This is a genomic window from Congregibacter sp., assembly GCF_965660375.1.
GTDB lineage: Bacteria > Pseudomonadota > Gammaproteobacteria > Pseudomonadales > Halieaceae > Congregibacter.
Window position 1 is genome coordinate 1 of record NZ_CBFHZO010000016.1, and the last position, 15263, is coordinate 15263.

The 15263-nt window shown below is 58.2% G+C and carries 15 protein-coding genes; 12 read left to right on the plus strand and 3 right to left on the minus strand.

Annotation, left to right across the window (positions count from 1 at the left end; genetic code table 11):
• From ACTG3T_RS01530 to speB, 3 genes are all read left to right on the plus strand, one after another.
• A partial coding sequence (locus ACTG3T_RS01530; RefSeq protein ID WP_439100501.1) for an aldehyde dehydrogenase family protein occupies positions 1–864 on the plus strand: 864 nt, incomplete at its 5' end.
• Positions 864–2354, plus strand: coding sequence for a glycerol kinase GlpK (gene glpK / locus ACTG3T_RS01535; protein WP_439100502.1), 1491 nt, complete (start codon positions 864–866; stop codon positions 2352–2354). The genes ACTG3T_RS01530 and glpK, both read left to right, overlap by 1 nt.
• A gap of 40 nt (positions 2355–2394) precedes the next feature.
• Entirely contained in the window at positions 2395–3348 is a 954-nt protein-coding gene (gene speB, locus ACTG3T_RS01540; protein ID WP_439100503.1) for an agmatinase, read from the plus strand.
• Positions 3349–3396: 48 nt separating this feature from the next.
• Here the strand turns inward: speB and ACTG3T_RS01545 are convergent, their stop codons facing one another.
• Entirely contained in the window at positions 3397–4854 is a 1458-nt protein-coding gene (locus ACTG3T_RS01545; RefSeq protein ID WP_439100504.1) for an NAD-dependent succinate-semialdehyde dehydrogenase, read from the minus strand.
• An 81-nt stretch (positions 4855–4935) separates the two neighbouring features.
• Positions 4936–6000: a phage shock protein operon transcriptional activator gene (pspF, locus tag ACTG3T_RS01550; protein ID WP_439100505.1), complete on the minus strand. Its 1065-nt coding sequence runs from the start codon at positions 5998–6000 to the stop codon at positions 4936–4938.
• A gap of 193 nt (positions 6001–6193) precedes the next feature.
• On the opposite strand from pspF, the gene ACTG3T_RS01555 reads away from it, so the two are divergent.
• The 6 genes from ACTG3T_RS01555 to ACTG3T_RS01580 all read left to right on the plus strand — a co-directional run bounded on the left by ACTG3T_RS01555 (position 6194) and on the right by ACTG3T_RS01580 (position 10425).
• On the plus strand, positions 6194–6391 hold the full coding sequence (locus tag ACTG3T_RS01555; protein WP_439100506.1) for a hypothetical protein: 198 nt from the start codon (positions 6194–6196) through the stop codon (positions 6389–6391).
• A 2-nt stretch (positions 6392–6393) separates the two neighbouring features.
• The gene (gene pspA, locus ACTG3T_RS01560; protein WP_439100507.1) at positions 6394–7080 is read left to right on the plus strand and encodes a phage shock protein PspA; all 687 of its coding nucleotides are present in this window, start codon (positions 6394–6396) and stop codon (positions 7078–7080) included.
• 67 nt (positions 7081–7147) lie between these two features.
• Positions 7148–7411: an envelope stress response membrane protein PspB gene (pspB, locus tag ACTG3T_RS01565; protein WP_439100508.1), complete on the plus strand. Its 264-nt coding sequence runs from the start codon at positions 7148–7150 to the stop codon at positions 7409–7411.
• Positions 7408–7980, plus strand: a complete 573-nt coding sequence (locus ACTG3T_RS01570; protein WP_439100509.1) for a PspC domain-containing protein — start codon at positions 7408–7410, stop codon at positions 7978–7980. The genes pspB and ACTG3T_RS01570 overlap by 4 nt, the downstream gene beginning before the upstream one ends.
• Positions 7981–8106: 126 nt before the next feature.
• Positions 8107–8919, plus strand: a complete 813-nt coding sequence (locus ACTG3T_RS01575) for an esterase/lipase family protein (RefSeq protein WP_439100510.1) — start codon at positions 8107–8109, stop codon at positions 8917–8919.
• A gap of 165 nt (positions 8920–9084) precedes the next feature.
• Positions 9085–10425: an alginate export family protein gene (locus ACTG3T_RS01580; RefSeq protein ID WP_439100511.1), complete on the plus strand. Its 1341-nt coding sequence runs from the start codon at positions 9085–9087 to the stop codon at positions 10423–10425.
• A gap of 52 nt (positions 10426–10477) precedes the next feature.
• Here the strand turns inward: ACTG3T_RS01580 and ACTG3T_RS01585 are convergent, their stop codons facing one another.
• Positions 10478–11218: a hypothetical protein gene (locus tag ACTG3T_RS01585; protein ID WP_439100512.1), complete on the minus strand. Its 741-nt coding sequence runs from the start codon at positions 11216–11218 to the stop codon at positions 10478–10480.
• Positions 11219–11293: 75 nt separating this feature from the next.
• Here ACTG3T_RS01585 and ACTG3T_RS01590 point away from each other — a divergent pair, with 75 nt between their 5' ends.
• The 3 genes from ACTG3T_RS01590 (at position 11294) to ppk1 (ending at position 15259) form a co-directional block, all read left to right on the plus strand.
• On the plus strand, positions 11294–12115 hold the full coding sequence (locus ACTG3T_RS01590) for an alpha/beta fold hydrolase (protein WP_439100513.1): 822 nt from the start codon (positions 11294–11296) through the stop codon (positions 12113–12115).
• A gap of 69 nt (positions 12116–12184) precedes the next feature.
• The gene (locus tag ACTG3T_RS01595; RefSeq protein WP_439100514.1) at positions 12185–13060 is read left to right on the plus strand and encodes a universal stress protein; all 876 of its coding nucleotides are present in this window, start codon (positions 12185–12187) and stop codon (positions 13058–13060) included.
• 54 nt (positions 13061–13114) lie between these two features.
• The gene (gene ppk1, locus ACTG3T_RS01600; protein ID WP_439100515.1) at positions 13115–15259 is read left to right on the plus strand and encodes a polyphosphate kinase 1; all 2145 of its coding nucleotides are present in this window, start codon (positions 13115–13117) and stop codon (positions 15257–15259) included.
• Positions 15260–15263 lie beyond the last annotated feature (4 nt).

Genomic DNA, 15263 nt, shown 5'->3' on the forward strand with positions numbered 1-15263 from the left:
GCAGGCGTGCCCGCGGGCGTGTTTAACCTGGTGAACGGTGATGGACCTACCGTGGGTGCGGCATTGTCCAGGCACCCCGATGTGGACATGATGTCCTTCACCGGTTCCACGCGAGCGGGAACTCAGGTCGCCATGAATGCCGCGCCTACCGTTAAGCGGGTGACTCAGGAGCTGGGCGGCAAGTCGCCCAATATCGTTCTTGACGATGCGGACTTTGAAGATGCGGTGACCCGCGGCTGCATGAGCATGTTTATGAACAGTGGTCAGTCCTGCAATGCACCCTCGCGTATGTTTGTACCCGCCGCTCGACTGGCCGAGGTAGAGGCAATCGCACGGGGCGTGGCAGACGCCGTTGTGGTGGGTGACCCTGCAGCAGAGGGCACTCAGCTAGGGCCCGTCGTCTCCGAGGCGCAATTTAACAAGATTCAGGGCCTTATTCAGGCCGGTATTGACGAGGGCGCGACCCTGGTTGCAGGCGGTACGGGCCGGCCCGATGGCCTGGAAGCGGGCTACTACGTCAAACCCACGGTCTTCTCCGGGGTCAACAACACCATGACCATCGCCCGGGAAGAAATTTTCGGACCAGTACTGGCGATCCTTCCCTACGAGACCGAGGAAGAGGCTATCGCCATGGCCAACGACACGCCCTACGGCCTGGCGGGCTATGTGCAGAGTGGGGACATCGAACGCGCTCGCAGCGTGGGTCGCCGCATCCGTGCGGGCAACATCCACATCAACGGTGCCCCCGGTGGCTATGAAGTACCCTTTGGCGGCTTCAAGCAATCCGGGAATGGACGGGAGTGGGGCGAGCACGGTTTCACGGACTATCTGGAGATCAAGGCGCTGGAGGGTTTCGCAGCCTGATGCCTGACTTTATTCTTGCGATCGATCAGGGCACGACGGGGAGTACCGTCGCCCTGGTCGACTCGCAGGGTCAGTTATGCGCCAGCGTGAACGTGGAGTTCGCGCAGGTGTTCCCCCAGCCCGGGTGGGTCGAGCACCAACCCGAGGCAATCTGGACGTCTATCGAAAAAGCCCTCGCAAAGCTCCTGCGCAAAAAGCTCTGCAAGCCCTCCGATATTGCGGCCGTGGGGATTACCAACCAGCGGGAAACATCCGTGCTCTGGGATCGACGAAGCGGCGAAGCGCTACATAACGCCATCGTCTGGCAATGTCGAAGGACCGCGGACTTTTGCGACGCGCTGCGTAGTGCGGGGCACGAAAAGCTGGTACGCGAGCGCAGTGGTCTGGTGCTGGACCCCTATTTCAGTGCCAGTAAGTTCCGCTGGTTGCTCCGTGAAGTACCCGCTGCCAAGCGGGCCCTGAAGGCTGGCGCTCTGGCCGCGGGCACCATGGACAGTTTTTTGCTCTGGCGTCTTACCGGCGGTGAGGTGCACGCCACGGATGCGAGTAATGCAGCCCGCACATCGCTGATGAATTTGAAAACCCTGGATTGGGACGACGAGCTTACGCAGCTCTTCGATGTGCCTAGGAGTATCCTGCCGGAAATACGACCCAGCAGCGGGGTGTTTGGACATACCCGCGGCGTGCGCGGCCTTCCCGATGGTATTCCCATTTCCGGGATCGCAGGGGATCAGCAGGCGGCGCTCTTCGGTCAGGCCTGCTTTACCGCCGGTGACGCGAAGTGCACCTTTGGCACCGGTTCCTTTATCGTCATGAACACCGGTGGCGAGCAGATCGCATCGACGTCCGGTCTGCTCACCACCGTAGGATGGCAGCTGAAAAACCAGGACCCGGTCTACGCCCTGGAGGGTGGCGCCTTTGTTTGTGGTGCCGCCGTGCAGTGGTTGCGCGACGGATTGGGGCTCATCAAGCGGGCATCGGATATCGAGGCACTGGCGGCGACGGTCCCTGATCATGGCGGTGTGGAGTTTGTCCCTGCGCTTACAGGTCTGGGTGCACCCCATTGGGCGGCGGATGCCCGGGGTCTTATCACCGGTCTTACCCGGGGGAGCGAGCGAGGCCACATAGCACGGGCTACCCTGGATGCCATGGCACTGCAGAACGTGGATATTCTCAAGTGCATGGAGGCGGACCTTGGCAAACGCATGCGACCCCTGCGGGTGGATGGCGGGGCTGCCGCCAACGATTTGCTGATGCAGACTCAGGCGGACTATCTGGGCCGCAAACTTGTGCGACCCCGTATCATCGAAACCACCGTGGCCGGCGCCAGCTATCTTGCGGGACTGGGCGTGGGACTGTGGCGCAACAGTGCCGAGATTAAACGTATCTGGCAGCCCGAACGGGAGTTCGCCGTGGGAATCACCGCGCCCCGGCGAAGGAAGCGGCTGGAAAGCTGGCAGACAGCCATTGATCAGACTTTGTGTCGCTAACCCGCCGGCATAATTTTTTCCTAACAAGAGTGAGTGTAACTTGAGCGAATTTAACCAACCCCTGTCGGGGAATGAGATGCCCCGTTTTGGCGGTATCGCCAGTATGTTTCGTCTGCCTGTGCAGTTGTCCGCCGAGGGACTTGATATCGCCATACTGGGGGTGCCCCTGGACTGCGGCACCAGCAACCGAGCAGGATCCCGCTACGGACCCCGGCAAATTCGTGCGGAGTCGGTGTTGGTGCGCCCCTACGGCATGGCTACAAGAGCAGCGCCCTTTGATTCCTTTCAGGTGGCCGATACGGGCGATGTGGCCCTCAACGCCTACAACCTTGAAAAGTCCATAGATATCATTGAAAAGCACTTTGACGGTGTGCTGGCCACGGGAGCCAAAACCCTGGCCATGGGCGGCGATCACACTATCACCCTGCCTATTCTTCGTGCCCAGGCAAAGATTCATGGCCCCCTGGCGGTGGTCCATGTGGATGCTCATGCCGACATGAATGACCACATGTTTGGTGAGGAGGTGACACACGGTACGATTTTCCGGCGCGCCATCGAGGAGGGCCTCATCGATCCGAAGAAAATGGTACAGATCGGACTTCGCGCTACGGGCTACGCCGCCGACGATTTTGACTGGGCACGACAGCGGGGCGTGCGGGTGGTGCCGGCGGAAGAGTGCTGGTATCAGTCGCTGGAGCCGCTCATGAAGGAAGTCCGCGAGCAGATCGGTGCGGATCATCCGGTGTATCTGAGCTTTGATATTGATGGCCTCGACCCATCGGTGGCACCGGGGACGGGTACGCCGGAACCCGCGGGACTCATGACCTCCCAGGGTCTGGAGGTCATTCGCGGCGTTTTCGGAACCAATCTCGTGGGGGCGGACCTGGTAGAGGTCTCACCACCCTACGACACTACGGGTAACACGTCGCTCCTCGGGGCAAACCTGATGTTTGAAATGCTCTGTAGCTTTCCCGGCTGCCAGCGGCGGGATTGATGCCGCCGCAGGGTTTCGGGCGCTGTTCTGAGCGCTATTCGGACTCTGTCAAAGACCACCCATGAGCATGTATTTGATCTCCACGTAGTCATCCATGCCGTAGAGTGAGCCCTCGCGACCGGAACCGGATTCCTTGACTCCACCAAAGGGGGCCATCTCATTGGAGATGATGCCCTCGTTGATGCCTACGATGCCGTACTCCAGGGCTTCGCCCACGCGCCATACGCGGCCGATATCCCGGGTATAGAAGTAGGACGCCAGACCAAACTCCGTATCGTTGGCCATGGCGACAGCCTCTTCTTCCGTATCGAAGCGAACGATGGGGGCCACGGGTCCGAAGATCTCATTGCGGAACACCGCCATGCTGCTGTCGACGTCGGTAAGAACCGTGGGCTGATAAAAACTGCCACCCAGTTCGTGTGGGCCCCCTCCCAGAGCGACCTTAGCGCCACTGGCAACGGAAGCCTTTACCAAGTCGTCCACATCTTCCGCGGCCTTGGCATTCACCAGAGGCCCCAGGGCGACACCGTCCCCCATGCCGTCCCCTACCTGCAAAGCGCTGGCTTTCTCCACCAGTTTCTCTACGAAGGCATCGTAGATCGTGCTCTGCACAAAAATGCGATTGGAGCAGACGCAGGTCTGTCCCGCATTGCGATATTTGGAAATCATGGCGCCTTCCACCGCCGAGTCCAGATCCGCATCATCAAACACAATGAACGGAGCGTTGCCGCCAAGCTCCATGGACGTTTTCTTCATGGTGTCGGCGCATTGGGCCTCGAGAACCTTGCCGATGGGGGTCGAACCCGTGAAGGTCAGTTTGCGAACGGTGGCATTGCCTGTAAGCTCACCACCGATATCCCGCGCAGATCCGGCAATCACATTCAGGACGCCGGCGGGGATGCCGGCGCGCTCGGCGAGCTCTGCCAGGGCCAGGGCGCAGAGCGGGGTCTCACTCGCGGGTTTGATGACGATGGCACATCCCGCGGCCAGCGCTGGTGCGGCTTTACGGGTAATCATGGCAATGGGGAAATTCCAGGGGGTGATTGCCGCCACGACGCCCACGGGCTGCTTGATGCAGACGATGCGTTTGTCCTCGCCGGGACCGGGTATCACGTCGCCGTAGAGGCGTTTCGCTTCCTCTCCAAACCACTCCACATAGGATGCGCCGTAGGCCACTTCGCCCCGGGACTCCGCGAGGGGTTTTCCCTGCTCGGCAGTCATGAGAATGGCGAGGTCTTCCTGATGCTCCATGATGAGCTCAAACCACCGGCGGAGGGTTTGTGCGCGGCTTTTTGCCGGGAGGCGTTTCCAGTCCTTCATGGCGACATCGGCCGCCTCAATGGCTCTCCGCGTCTCGTTAACGCCCACGCTGGCAATGCTGATGATCTCGTCACCCGTTGCGGGGTTGAGAATGCTCAACGTCTTACCGTCGTCCGCCTGTGTCCACTGGCCGTTGATATATGCGCCACTGCGCAGCAAAGACATGTCCGAGAGCGGAAGTGTCATGGGTAAACTCCTGTGCGATTTCGTCAGTTCAGGCCGCGTACGTTACAAGGACAGACGCCAATAGGAAACGACTGCGCGCGCTTATTTTCGGCGTCGGGTACTCAGCCGGTGTTTGCGCACCAGCCCCCGTAGCTGGTCGTAGCTGAGTTCCAGGAACTCGGCGGTGCGTCGCTGGTTGAAGTCCTGATTTTCGAGGGCTGCAACGAGGAGGGATCTTTCGTAAGCGTCAACGCGTTCACGAATATTGATTAATCCTTCCTCACCATGGATCTCTTGACCCGGCGTAGCAAGCTCCGGTGCAGCCTTGGACGCGGAAGGGGTTTCTGCAGATCGGTCTACTGCTGCGGTCATGGGCTGCGTGAGCGTGTCGGACCAGGGGCTCTCGAAAGGATCAATGACCAGGGTGGCCACGGCGGTATCCTGATCAGCCCAACGATGCAGGGATCGTTCGATAACGTTCTTGAGCTCCCGGACGTTTCCGGGCCAGGCATACTCGCTCAGGCTGTGCATTGCCGACGGGGTAAACCCCGGAAACTTCTCCCAGCTGAGCTCGGCACTCATTTCCACGGCGAAATGTCGCGCCAGTAAAAAGACGTCGTCATCCCGGTGGCGAAGCGCGGGCATGTGCACCACGTCAAAGCTCAGTCGGTCGAGGAGGTCTGCCCGAAAGCTTTGAGCGGCAGCCATGGCCCGGAGATCGGCATTGGTAGAGCCCACGACACGTACATCGACGCGGAGCGTGCGCTGCCCGCCGACCCGCTCGAATTCACCGTATTCGATGAGGCGGAGGAGTTTCTCCTGAAGGCGAGGGGACATGGTTCCAATCTCGTCCAGAAGGAGTGTGCCGCCATCGGCCCGCTCAAAACGGCCCACGTGAAGTTTTGATGCACCGGTAAAGGCGCCTGCCTCGTGTCCGAAGAGCTCGCTTTCCAGCAGTGTTTCGGCCATGGAGGCGCAATTGACCTTGATAAACGGGGCGTCCCATCGGCTCGACAGGTAATGAAGGCGCTCCGCCGCCAGTTCCTTGCCGGTGCCGCGCTCACCCAGCACCAGCACCGGTCGTTGAATGCTGGCGAGCTGTGAGAGGTGGTCCAGGGCTGTGGCCAATGCCGCTGACTCGCCCAGCATGTTGTTTGGCGTTGTCATTTAAGGCGCAATATACCAGTATTTATGTGTTTATAGGCCAATTAAAATGGTTTAAATCACCGTATATTGATCAACATAAATAAGATAATACTTGATATAAAGTTTATAAGTAATTGTTTTATATTTATTTAATGCTTAGTTGGCCCGTAACTTGGAATACCTACTGCGAACTACAGTGACCAAGGAGCGTTGTATGGAGCCTGACCGTTTAACCATTTATCTCGCATTAGCCGTCGTGGCCTGCGGGATAGCCACGGTGACAGGACCTTCTCCGGCGCTCATTACATTGTTTGAAGTAGTACTGGTGGTAGAAGCGATCAATCTGATCTCTGCGCCGGGCGATGCTAAGCGCCCCCGCACGGACACCCCGAAGCACTCGCAAGGAGAGTAATCATGGGTATATTTTCGCGAATGAGCGATATCATTAATTCGAACATCAGCGCTTTGCTGGATCAGGCTGAAGATCCGGAGAAGCTGATCCGCCTGATCATCCAGGAGATGGAGGATACCCTGGTAGAGGTTCGCAGCTCCTCCGCGCGGGTGCTAGCAGATCGCAAGGCGGCAACGCGACGCGTAGAGCAGCTCCAGGCCGAGGCTGACTCCTGGGAGCAGAAAGCCAAGCTGGCGATCAGTAAAGGACGGGAAGATCTTGCCCGGGCAGCGCTTCAGGAGAAACGCGATATTGAGGAAGAGCTGGAGGCGGTGAGTACAGAGCTTGCAGCCACTGATGAGCATATCGCCCAGTTGAACGACGAGATCGGCAAGCTCCAGGCAAAGCTCAATGACGCCAAGGCCAAGAAAAAGGCCCTGGTCATGCGAACCCAAACGGTTGAGTCGCGGATCAAGGTAAAGCGCCAGACTAATCGTGACGCCCTGGATCAGGCCTTCGGTCGCTTTGAGCACTTTGAGCGTCGCATGGACAGCCTGGAAAGCCAGCTTGAAGTCATGGACATGGGCAAGGACGTAGCACCCTCCCTGGCAGCTGAGATCAACGCGCTGGAGCAGGATGAGAAGATTACGGCGGAGCTGGATCGCCTGAAGGCCGAACTGGGCGGGGACGATACACCCAGAGATGCTTGAACCCATACCGCTCCCGCGGGCAATAGTGCAGGATGGGAGCATTACCCTCTGAGGCAGGGAGCCATAGATGGAACTTTACGAACTACTTTTCGTGCCAACGATTCTCTTTATGGTCATCGTTGCTCCGATCTGGATTGTGCTGCACTACCGCAGCCTCAATCGCTCGAGTCGCAGTCTGAACGAGGAGGATCGTGAGAACGTTGAGCAGATTCTGGTAACCGTGGATCGATTGACCGAGCGCATTCAGGCGCTGGAATCGATCCTTGATTCCGAACACGGGGATTGGCGAGACCAGGAACAACAGGAGACCACTACAAGGAGAAGCTCATGAACGATTACTCGGACGAAGATCGACGTCGCGGACGCCGGCATCGCCGCAGGCATCGAAGCGGTGGGGCCCAATTCCGTCATTATCAGGAGCGCAAGCGTCATGGCTGGGGCATGGGGCTGTACCGGAACCGCCGCGATGGCAAGATCTGCGGAGTTGCGGCGGGTATCGCTGACTACTGGGATGTCGCCGACTGGGTGGTGCGTCTGATTTTTATTGGCGCCTTTCTCTTTACCGGTACCCTGGCAGTCTGGGCCTACGTTGCGGGATGCCTGCTGTTGAGTCCCCGGCCCGATGACCGCAGTGCTCGCCGCCGGAAGCGGGAGTCAGCGGAAGTCTCCGGCGCTGTTCCGCCCTCCGCCAATGAGGAGGCCTTTGGTCCGGAAATGGAATACGACGAGCGCTATCACGATTACCGTCCCAAGAAGATGTTTCGTTACAGCGACAGTGCGAGTGTGCGTCTCGCCCGAGCCCGGGAGCGCCTCGACAAGGCTCTGCGGCGCGTCGAAGACATGGAAACCTACGTCACGTCCCGTCGTTTCAAACTCAATAGCGAGATTTCCAGACTGTAGCAAACCCCGGCCCGGGGGGGTTGTGCCCCGGGCTCCGCGGAGTATCCTCCCTCTCCAACAACAAACGACAATAAAACCGCTGCAGTGTGACAGGCGGTCGGGGAGATCAGTATGGGGACAAGTCGGATGGCATTATTTGGCGATGTAGTCATGCCGGGATCTGAGACAGTGGACCCTTACCATCTGCCTCCTCCTGCGGCCTGGCTGGCCCTCACAGAGCCTCAGCGCGTGGCGCTGGAGCTTCTCTCTCTCACGGCGGTGCGCCGCATGTTGAACAACCTCGGCCCGGGAGATGGTCACCCGGTGATGGTGCTCCCCGGATTTCTGGGATCCGATGGGTATAACGCGACCCTGAGACGTTTTCTGAAAAGCCTTGGCTACCGAGTCTACGGCTGGGGCCAGGGCCAGAACCTGGGTCCCAGGGGCGATACTCTCGAGAAGGTCCTCGAGCGTGTTGCCATGTTGGGCGACCGCTACGGGCAATCTGTTTCCATGGTGGGGCACAGTCTGGGAGGCATCTTTGCCCGGGAAATCGCCCGTGAGGCTCCCGCACTGGTGAGACAGGTGATTACCCTCGGCAGCCCCTTTGGTCGCGGCCGGCACAGTGGCTCCTATCCGGCGCGCCTCTTCGAGGCCCTCAATCCCACCGACGATTTGCCGGTGGCGCTGGATGATCTTCACCGGGCGCCGCCGGTACCTACCACCGCGGTGTACTCCAAGGGCGATGGTATTGTTAACTGGCGAACCGCATTTCAGAACCCCGAGTTTGCCCATGAGAGCACCCAGAACATTCAGGTGCGCGGTAGCCATTGCGGTATGACGGTGAATCCAGCGGTCTGGTATGTCATTGCAGACCGGCTCCGTCAATCAGCCGACGATTGGCAGCCGTTTTCAGCGAGCGGCCTTGGGTCCGTGATGGTCCCCCAGCACACTGCATAGCCTTGAACTTCGCTTTTAAAACTGTTTTCTCATCGTTAATAGCCTGCCCTTTCTTCAGCCTCTTCGTTTAGATACCCGTAAGTCTCTTTATTCTCTATGAGAAAGCGCATTTCTATTGCTTGTTATCAAGTTCGGGCTGTACGTTTCCTGCTCAGGTCCCTGGGGGTGATTTTGGGAGCTGCGTTGACGCTCGGGGCGAGCGCAACCCCCCCGGCGCAATCTGACGGCCGCAGCAGCGGATGGTCCCTTGATGTCGACCTTCGTTTGCGCAGCGAATACCTTGCCGACTCTTTCAGGTTGCTGGCACCGGATCATGATCATATTCACCTCGCTCGAACGGTTGTGGGGGCAAGCTATGAGGCGTCCGACTGGGGGCTTCGGTTTGAGGTGCAGGACAGCCGCGCCTGGGGCTTCAAAACGCTGTCTCCCATGGGCACCGACGATATCAACACGCTGGAGCCCATCAACCTGAAACTCTGGAAGCGCTGGGCCCGGGAGGAGGGCGGGTCCCTCACCCTGGCCGCGGGCCGCATGACCCTGGACTATGGCAGCCGTCGTCTCCTGGCGCGAAACAATTTCCGCAACACCAGCAATGCTTTTCAGGGTGTGCATCTTACCCACGATACCTCCTACGGCGTCGCCAGAATCTTTTACACATTACCGCTGCATCGGCGCCCCGATGGTCTTGACCGAGGGTCGCTGCTGGACAGGGAATTCCGACTGGACAAGGCCCGCAGTTCAGAACAGTTCTGGGGAGGGAGTTTCGATTATCAATTACCCGTTGAGGCGGCGAGCCTCGCCGCTTACCTGTTTGGGAGTGAGCTTAGGGATCGGCCAAACCGCCCCGTCGCTGATCGCGATCTGACAACCCTGGGCGCGCGTTTTATGTGGTCCGGGGGAGGGGCAGATCTTGAACTTGAGGCGGCCTATCAGTGGGGGGAATCCCTGCCCGGCCTGCTATCGAGCGGTGATGCTCTGGACCATCAAGCCTGGTTCACCCACGTGCACGCAGGCCTGGATATAGCGCCTGGTTTAAATCTTCGGCTGGGCTATGATCACGCCACGGGGGACCGAGATCCCCGTGACGGCCGCAACGAGCGCTTCGACCGCTTATACGGTGCCAGAGCCTTCGAACTGGGTCCCAGTGGCATATTCGGTGCAGCGGTGCGCAGCAATATTCGTGCGCCCTTTGTGCGTGCCCAATGGCAGGCCACGATCACCCAGACCTGGCTCCTGTCCTATCGCTGGCTAGCGCTCGATGCGCCCCGAGACGTCTTCGTGACGGGGGCACGTCAGGATTTCAGCGGAGAATCGGGGCGAGAGCTCGGCGGTCAATGGGAGCTTCGCTGGCGATGGCGTCCGGAAAATTCCGCCTTCAGCATTGAGGCGGGGGGCGCCTATCTGGACAAGGGAAGGTACTTCTCAGGCAATGCACAGGCGCCTTTGAATCCAGCCTCTCCGGGGGACACTCAGTATTTCTATACCCAAATCCACTGGCGCTACTAGAATGCTGGCGGATGCTTGTGCCAGTGTTTGTGCTGAGCGTAGCACCGGGCCTTCAGGACTGGTTGCTGCGTATCCCTGATAGGGGATTCATGGTCTCTTCGCCGGTCACATGTCGGATGATTCGGTAATAAATCCCTGCGGGAGAGCCATCAAGGAGAGCCTCACGGAGCATATTGTCGGTGTCCACGGATTCGGCCGCTTCCAGAACCCTGCCGAAGGTGCGTTTGAAGTTTTCGCTGTGACGGGTGCGTATGTCCGTGCCAAAGAGCATCTCCCTGACGACGTCGGGATCTTCGCGGTTGCTTGCTGCGGCCGCGATCATGAGTCGAATGAACAAAGAATGGTCTCCGGTGCTGGCCTCCGAGCGGAGGGCGGAAAACTCGTCCATGGAAACTTCGTCCGTACCCGTCGGACCAAAAATAGAAATATAGTGAAACCCAGCGATACTACCGAGCTGCTCCTGCACAAGTCCGAGCAGCTTGAAATAGGAGTCCCGCCGGGAGTGAAGTTCAAGACGCCGGGTGCTTTGCTCCTGCAAGCTTGTGGCGCGGGTGTTCGCGGTAATTTCTTTTTGCTGCATAAAGTGGCCGATGACCAGCCATAGGAATGCCAGCGGTGCAAAAGCACCTTCAAAAAAACTGCCAATATCGGCAGTAGGCAGTCGTTGAAACTCGGTCCACCCCACGATACGGGTAATATAGTAGACACCCGTGCCCATCCAGAGTGAGGTGACTGTGAGCCCGAATAAGATTCGCCAGTCGAGACCGGGCTTTTCTGTATCCTCATTGTTCATGGGTACAGCATAGCAGAGCTATCGTCTGCGCTTTTGCTGGCTTGGGCTGCAATTTTTTGTAAGGAGAGACTCAGATTGGAACGGCCGGTAGTAGAGAGTTTTGGGGGTGATGGTGTTTCTTTGTTGTTTGCCCATGCCAACGGTTATCCACCGGGGAGTTATAGGCAACTCTTTAGCCACCTCCAGGATCGGTTTGCTATTAGTGCTTTGGAGCACCGGCCTTTATGGGGCGGGCGTGAGCCTCCCCGGCGTTTGAGCTGGCAGCTCTTTGCTACGGATATGCTGAGCGCCATTGATGGTCACTTCGAAGAGCCTGTGTGGGTGATGGGCCATAGCATGGGGGGGACCATTGCAGCCTTGGCGGCTCAGCGGCATCCCGAAAAAATCGCCGGACTCCTACTTCTGGACCCTGTATTCCTACCAGACCGCTTTGTGCTGGCAACGCGTCTTATGCCCGAAAAGCGTCGAAAGAAGATGCCCATGCTGCGGCGAGCACTGTCGCGACCGGAGCTCTTTGAAAGCCACGCGACCGCCTTTGAATTTTATCGCGGTAAGCGAGCTTTTCAGGGGCTTAGCGATGAAGCGCTCTCCCATTACGTCGAGGCCAGTAAAGCGCCACTTCCCGATGGAGGCGTGCAGCTTCGCTACTCGGGCGCCTGGGAGGCGGCGGTGTATGGCAGTGCGCCGCGGGCGCGGCCATTGATGAAGCGTATGCGGGTTCCAACGCTGGCGCTGCGAGGAGCACGGAGTGACACGCTTCGCCCGGGGATCTGGGCGCGGTGGCAGCACTGGCAGCCCGCTGCCAGCTTTGTAGAGATTCCGGGTGGGCATCTGTTCCCTCTGGAGTCTCCAGAGGCAACGGCGAAGGCGGTCTCGGACCATGTTTTCGGGGATTAATTGTCTGGCGACCCTTTCGCGGGAGACGTGAGCGCCTATAATCGGAGTAAAGTGTCGCGGAGAAATACTATGAGTAAAATTCTGATCGTTGCCGACAAGGGTAAGTCCTGTGTTGCAACATCCCGAGGCCTCGAATTGGCCGCCAAGCTAGGCTATGACGTTGAAGTCGTGGCCTTCGTTTACGCGCCTCTCAATCGTATTGACGGGGGCAAAACGGAACAGGCGGAGCTCAAGCAACAGATTCTCGATAAGCGCCGGGCGCAGATGCTCGAGCGAATTGATGCTTTTGCGACCAAAGACCAAAAGGTGGCCTTAAAGGTCGTATGGCTAAAGACTGTGCATCCGTGGATCGTCAAGCGCACCACCTCTGGTAAGTTTGCTGCGGTGGTGAAAACAACCCACAGCACGGGCAGCCTGGGCTACACCTCTACCGACTGGCACGTCCTGCGTGAATGCCCATTACCGGTACTTATGGTGGCGGAGAAAAAATGGAGTCGCACCCGGCCGGTGATGGCTGCCCTCGACCTGGGTACGCGAAAGCGCAGCAAGCAGCAGCTGAATTCGAAAGTGCTGGGCGCCGCAAAAGCTTTGGCGGAAGCCTTGGGTGTTGAACTGAAGATCATGTCGGCTATCGAGATTCCCCCGGTGTTGGCTGACTTGGATCTTGTGGACCCCATCAGCTATTCCAAGAAACATCGTGAGGAAATGCTGCCTCATCTGAAGGCGCTGGCAAAAGAGCACGACATCCCCGAGAAGCACTTTGTCACCAAGCGTGGGCCCGTGTGCAAGGTCATTACCTCCCAGGCTGCTAAGGCCCGGGCGCAGATCGTTGTCATGGGCACGGTGGCCAGGCAGGGTCTGAGTGCCAAGCTTATTGGCAATACCGCCGAGTCCGTATTACAAGATCTTCATACAGATGTGTTAACCATAAAGCCTGATGCCTGACCCTATGCCGCAGGTTGCGGCACGGGACGATTTTAGCAATGGATGGTGAGCACTATGAGTAGCCCGATTAAGACCCGACTGGCGGATCTTGATGACAGTTTGTTTGTGCCCCGGGAGCTCAGCTGGCTCTCCTTCAATGCCCGGGTACTCCAGGAAGCGGCGGACGAGAAAGCCCCGGAGATTCAGCGGCTGCGCTATCTCGGCATTTTCTCCAATAATCTCGACGAATTTTTTCGGGTCCGCGTAGCGGAGGTCAGGCGTCTCATTACCTTATCCAGCGGTAATGCCCGCCAGAGTGCCAAGGATCTGCTGGGCGCGATCCAGGCCGAGGTCGTATCACAGCAGCGTGATTTCGAGCGGGTCTATGCGTCTGTGATGGAGGCGCTTCAGGCCCGCCGCATCTACATGATCAACGAGCGGCAGCTGGAGCCTAATCAGGCGCAGTTCGTGCAGGACTTTTTTACAAAAACGGTATTGCCTGAACTGGACCCCATTCTTTTTAACGAAGGTTCGCCTATCCCGGTACTGAATGACGAGTGCCTGTATCTCGCGGTGGAAATCAACGGCGGCAAAAAACAGCGTGTGGCGGTAGTGGAGGTTCCCACGGATCGTATGAATAGATTCTTGGAAATTCCCCGTCGTAAAGGTAAGAGCGGGCGGGTTTTCATCGCCCTGGACAATGTAATCCGCGCCTGCCTGCCGCAAATGTTTCGCGGGGTGTTGCCCATCGATTCGGCGGCGGCCTATTGCTTTAAGTTTTCCCGGGATGCGGAGCTGGAGCTTGATGTGGGTATAATGGAAAGCCTCATCGAAAAAATGGCCAGCAGTCTCAAGCAACGACAGAAAGCCGATGCGGTGCGTTTTGTTTACGATGCGGAGATGCCCGCGAGTCTTCTGGATTTTCTGGCGTCCAAATTTTCCCTCGGTAAATACGACAGTTTAATCCCCGGCGGGCGGTACCATAACTCCAAGGACTTTATGTCCTTTCCCAAGGTAGGGCCCCGGTATCTTGAGCTGCGCCCTCTGGGCAACGTCCCCGTCCGTCGCGTTGATGAGGCAGAGAACATTCTCGCGGCTATTCGCAGCAAGGATGTGTTGCTCTACTACCCCTACCACTCCTTTGATTACCTCATTGACCTTCTCAAAACCGCTGCCGTGGACCCCGATGTGGATAACATCAAGATCTGCCTCTATCGGGTTGCCTCTGACTCACGAGTCGTTGACGCGCTGCTTAGCGCGGTACACAACGGTAAGCGCGTACTCGCCGTGGTGGAACTGGCGGCGCGCTTCGACGAACAGGCCAATATCAACTGGGCGCAGCGACTTACGGAAGGGGGCATTGAGGTGAAGTTCGGGGTGCCCGGCTTGAAAGTACACAGCAAGCTGCTCCTGATTCAGCGTCGAGAAGGTGGTCAGCAACGGTTTTATACCCATATTGGAACCGGAAACTTCAACGAAAAAACCGCGCGCCTGTATACGGACTTTTCCCTGATGACCCATGACCAGGATCTGGGCCGGGAGGTGTTCGACGTTTTTGATTTCCTCCAATATAACTACCGGCGCCCGCAGTACCAGCATTTACTCGTGTCGCCCCACAGCTCCCGGCCGGGCCTGACGGAAATGATTGAGGGCGAGATTGCCAATGCGCGCAAGGGGTTGCGTGCCGCCATGACGCTCAAGTGCAACAACCTGGTGGACCGTGAGCTTGTTATGAAGCTCTATGAAGCGAGTGATGCGGGGGTGGAGATCCGCCTGATCATTCGCGGCATGTGCTCACTGCAGCCGGGCGTAAAGGGCATTTCGGAAAACATCGAAGCCATCAGTGTCGTGGATCGCTATCTCGAGCACCCCCGGGTCTATGTGTTTTATAACGCGGGGAAGCCCCGTTATTACATTGGCTCTGGCGATCTCATGACGCGGAATCTTGACTACCGTGTAGAGGTGCTCTGTCCCATCTATGACGCTGATGCAAAAGCAATGATTCAGGACGTACTCGATATACAGTGGCACGATAATGTGCGCGCGCGGGTGATCGACAAGGCGCAGACCAATGAACCCGTGGCGCGCAAGGCGAAGTCGGCGGCAATCCGTTCCCAGGAGGCTATTCATGCATATCTGAATACGGGGAAAAAACCGCGCATTCCCCGATCAAACATGCTGCTCCCCGCCAAGCAGCGCAAGAAGAGCAAAAAGGACTAAGTTA

Coding starts and splice junctions, on each gene's coding strand:
- glpK (WP_439100502.1), top strand. CDS start 864: ATGCCTGACTTTATTCTTGCGATCGATCAGGGCACGACGGGGAGTACC.
- ppk1 (WP_439100515.1), top strand. CDS start 13,115: ATGAGTAGCCCGATTAAGACCCGACTGGCGGATCTTGATGACAGTTTG.
- ACTG3T_RS01575 (WP_439100510.1), top strand. CDS start 8,107: ATGGCATTATTTGGCGATGTAGTCATGCCGGGATCTGAGACAGTGGAC.
- pspB (WP_439100508.1), top strand. CDS start 7,148: ATGGAACTTTACGAACTACTTTTCGTGCCAACGATTCTCTTTATGGTC.
- ACTG3T_RS01545 (WP_439100504.1), bottom strand. CDS start 4,854: ATGACACTTCCGCTCTCGGACATGTCTTTGCTGCGCAGTGGCGCATAT.
- ACTG3T_RS01595 (WP_439100514.1), top strand. CDS start 12,185: ATGAGTAAAATTCTGATCGTTGCCGACAAGGGTAAGTCCTGTGTTGCA.
- ACTG3T_RS01585 (WP_439100512.1), bottom strand. CDS start 11,218: ATGAACAATGAGGATACAGAAAAGCCCGGTCTCGACTGGCGAATCTTA.
- pspF (WP_439100505.1), bottom strand. CDS start 6,000: ATGACAACGCCAAACAACATGCTGGGCGAGTCAGCGGCATTGGCCACA.
- ACTG3T_RS01555 (WP_439100506.1), top strand. CDS start 6,194: ATGGAGCCTGACCGTTTAACCATTTATCTCGCATTAGCCGTCGTGGCC.
- ACTG3T_RS01570 (WP_439100509.1), top strand. CDS start 7,408: ATGAACGATTACTCGGACGAAGATCGACGTCGCGGACGCCGGCATCGC.
- pspA (WP_439100507.1), top strand. CDS start 6,394: ATGGGTATATTTTCGCGAATGAGCGATATCATTAATTCGAACATCAGC.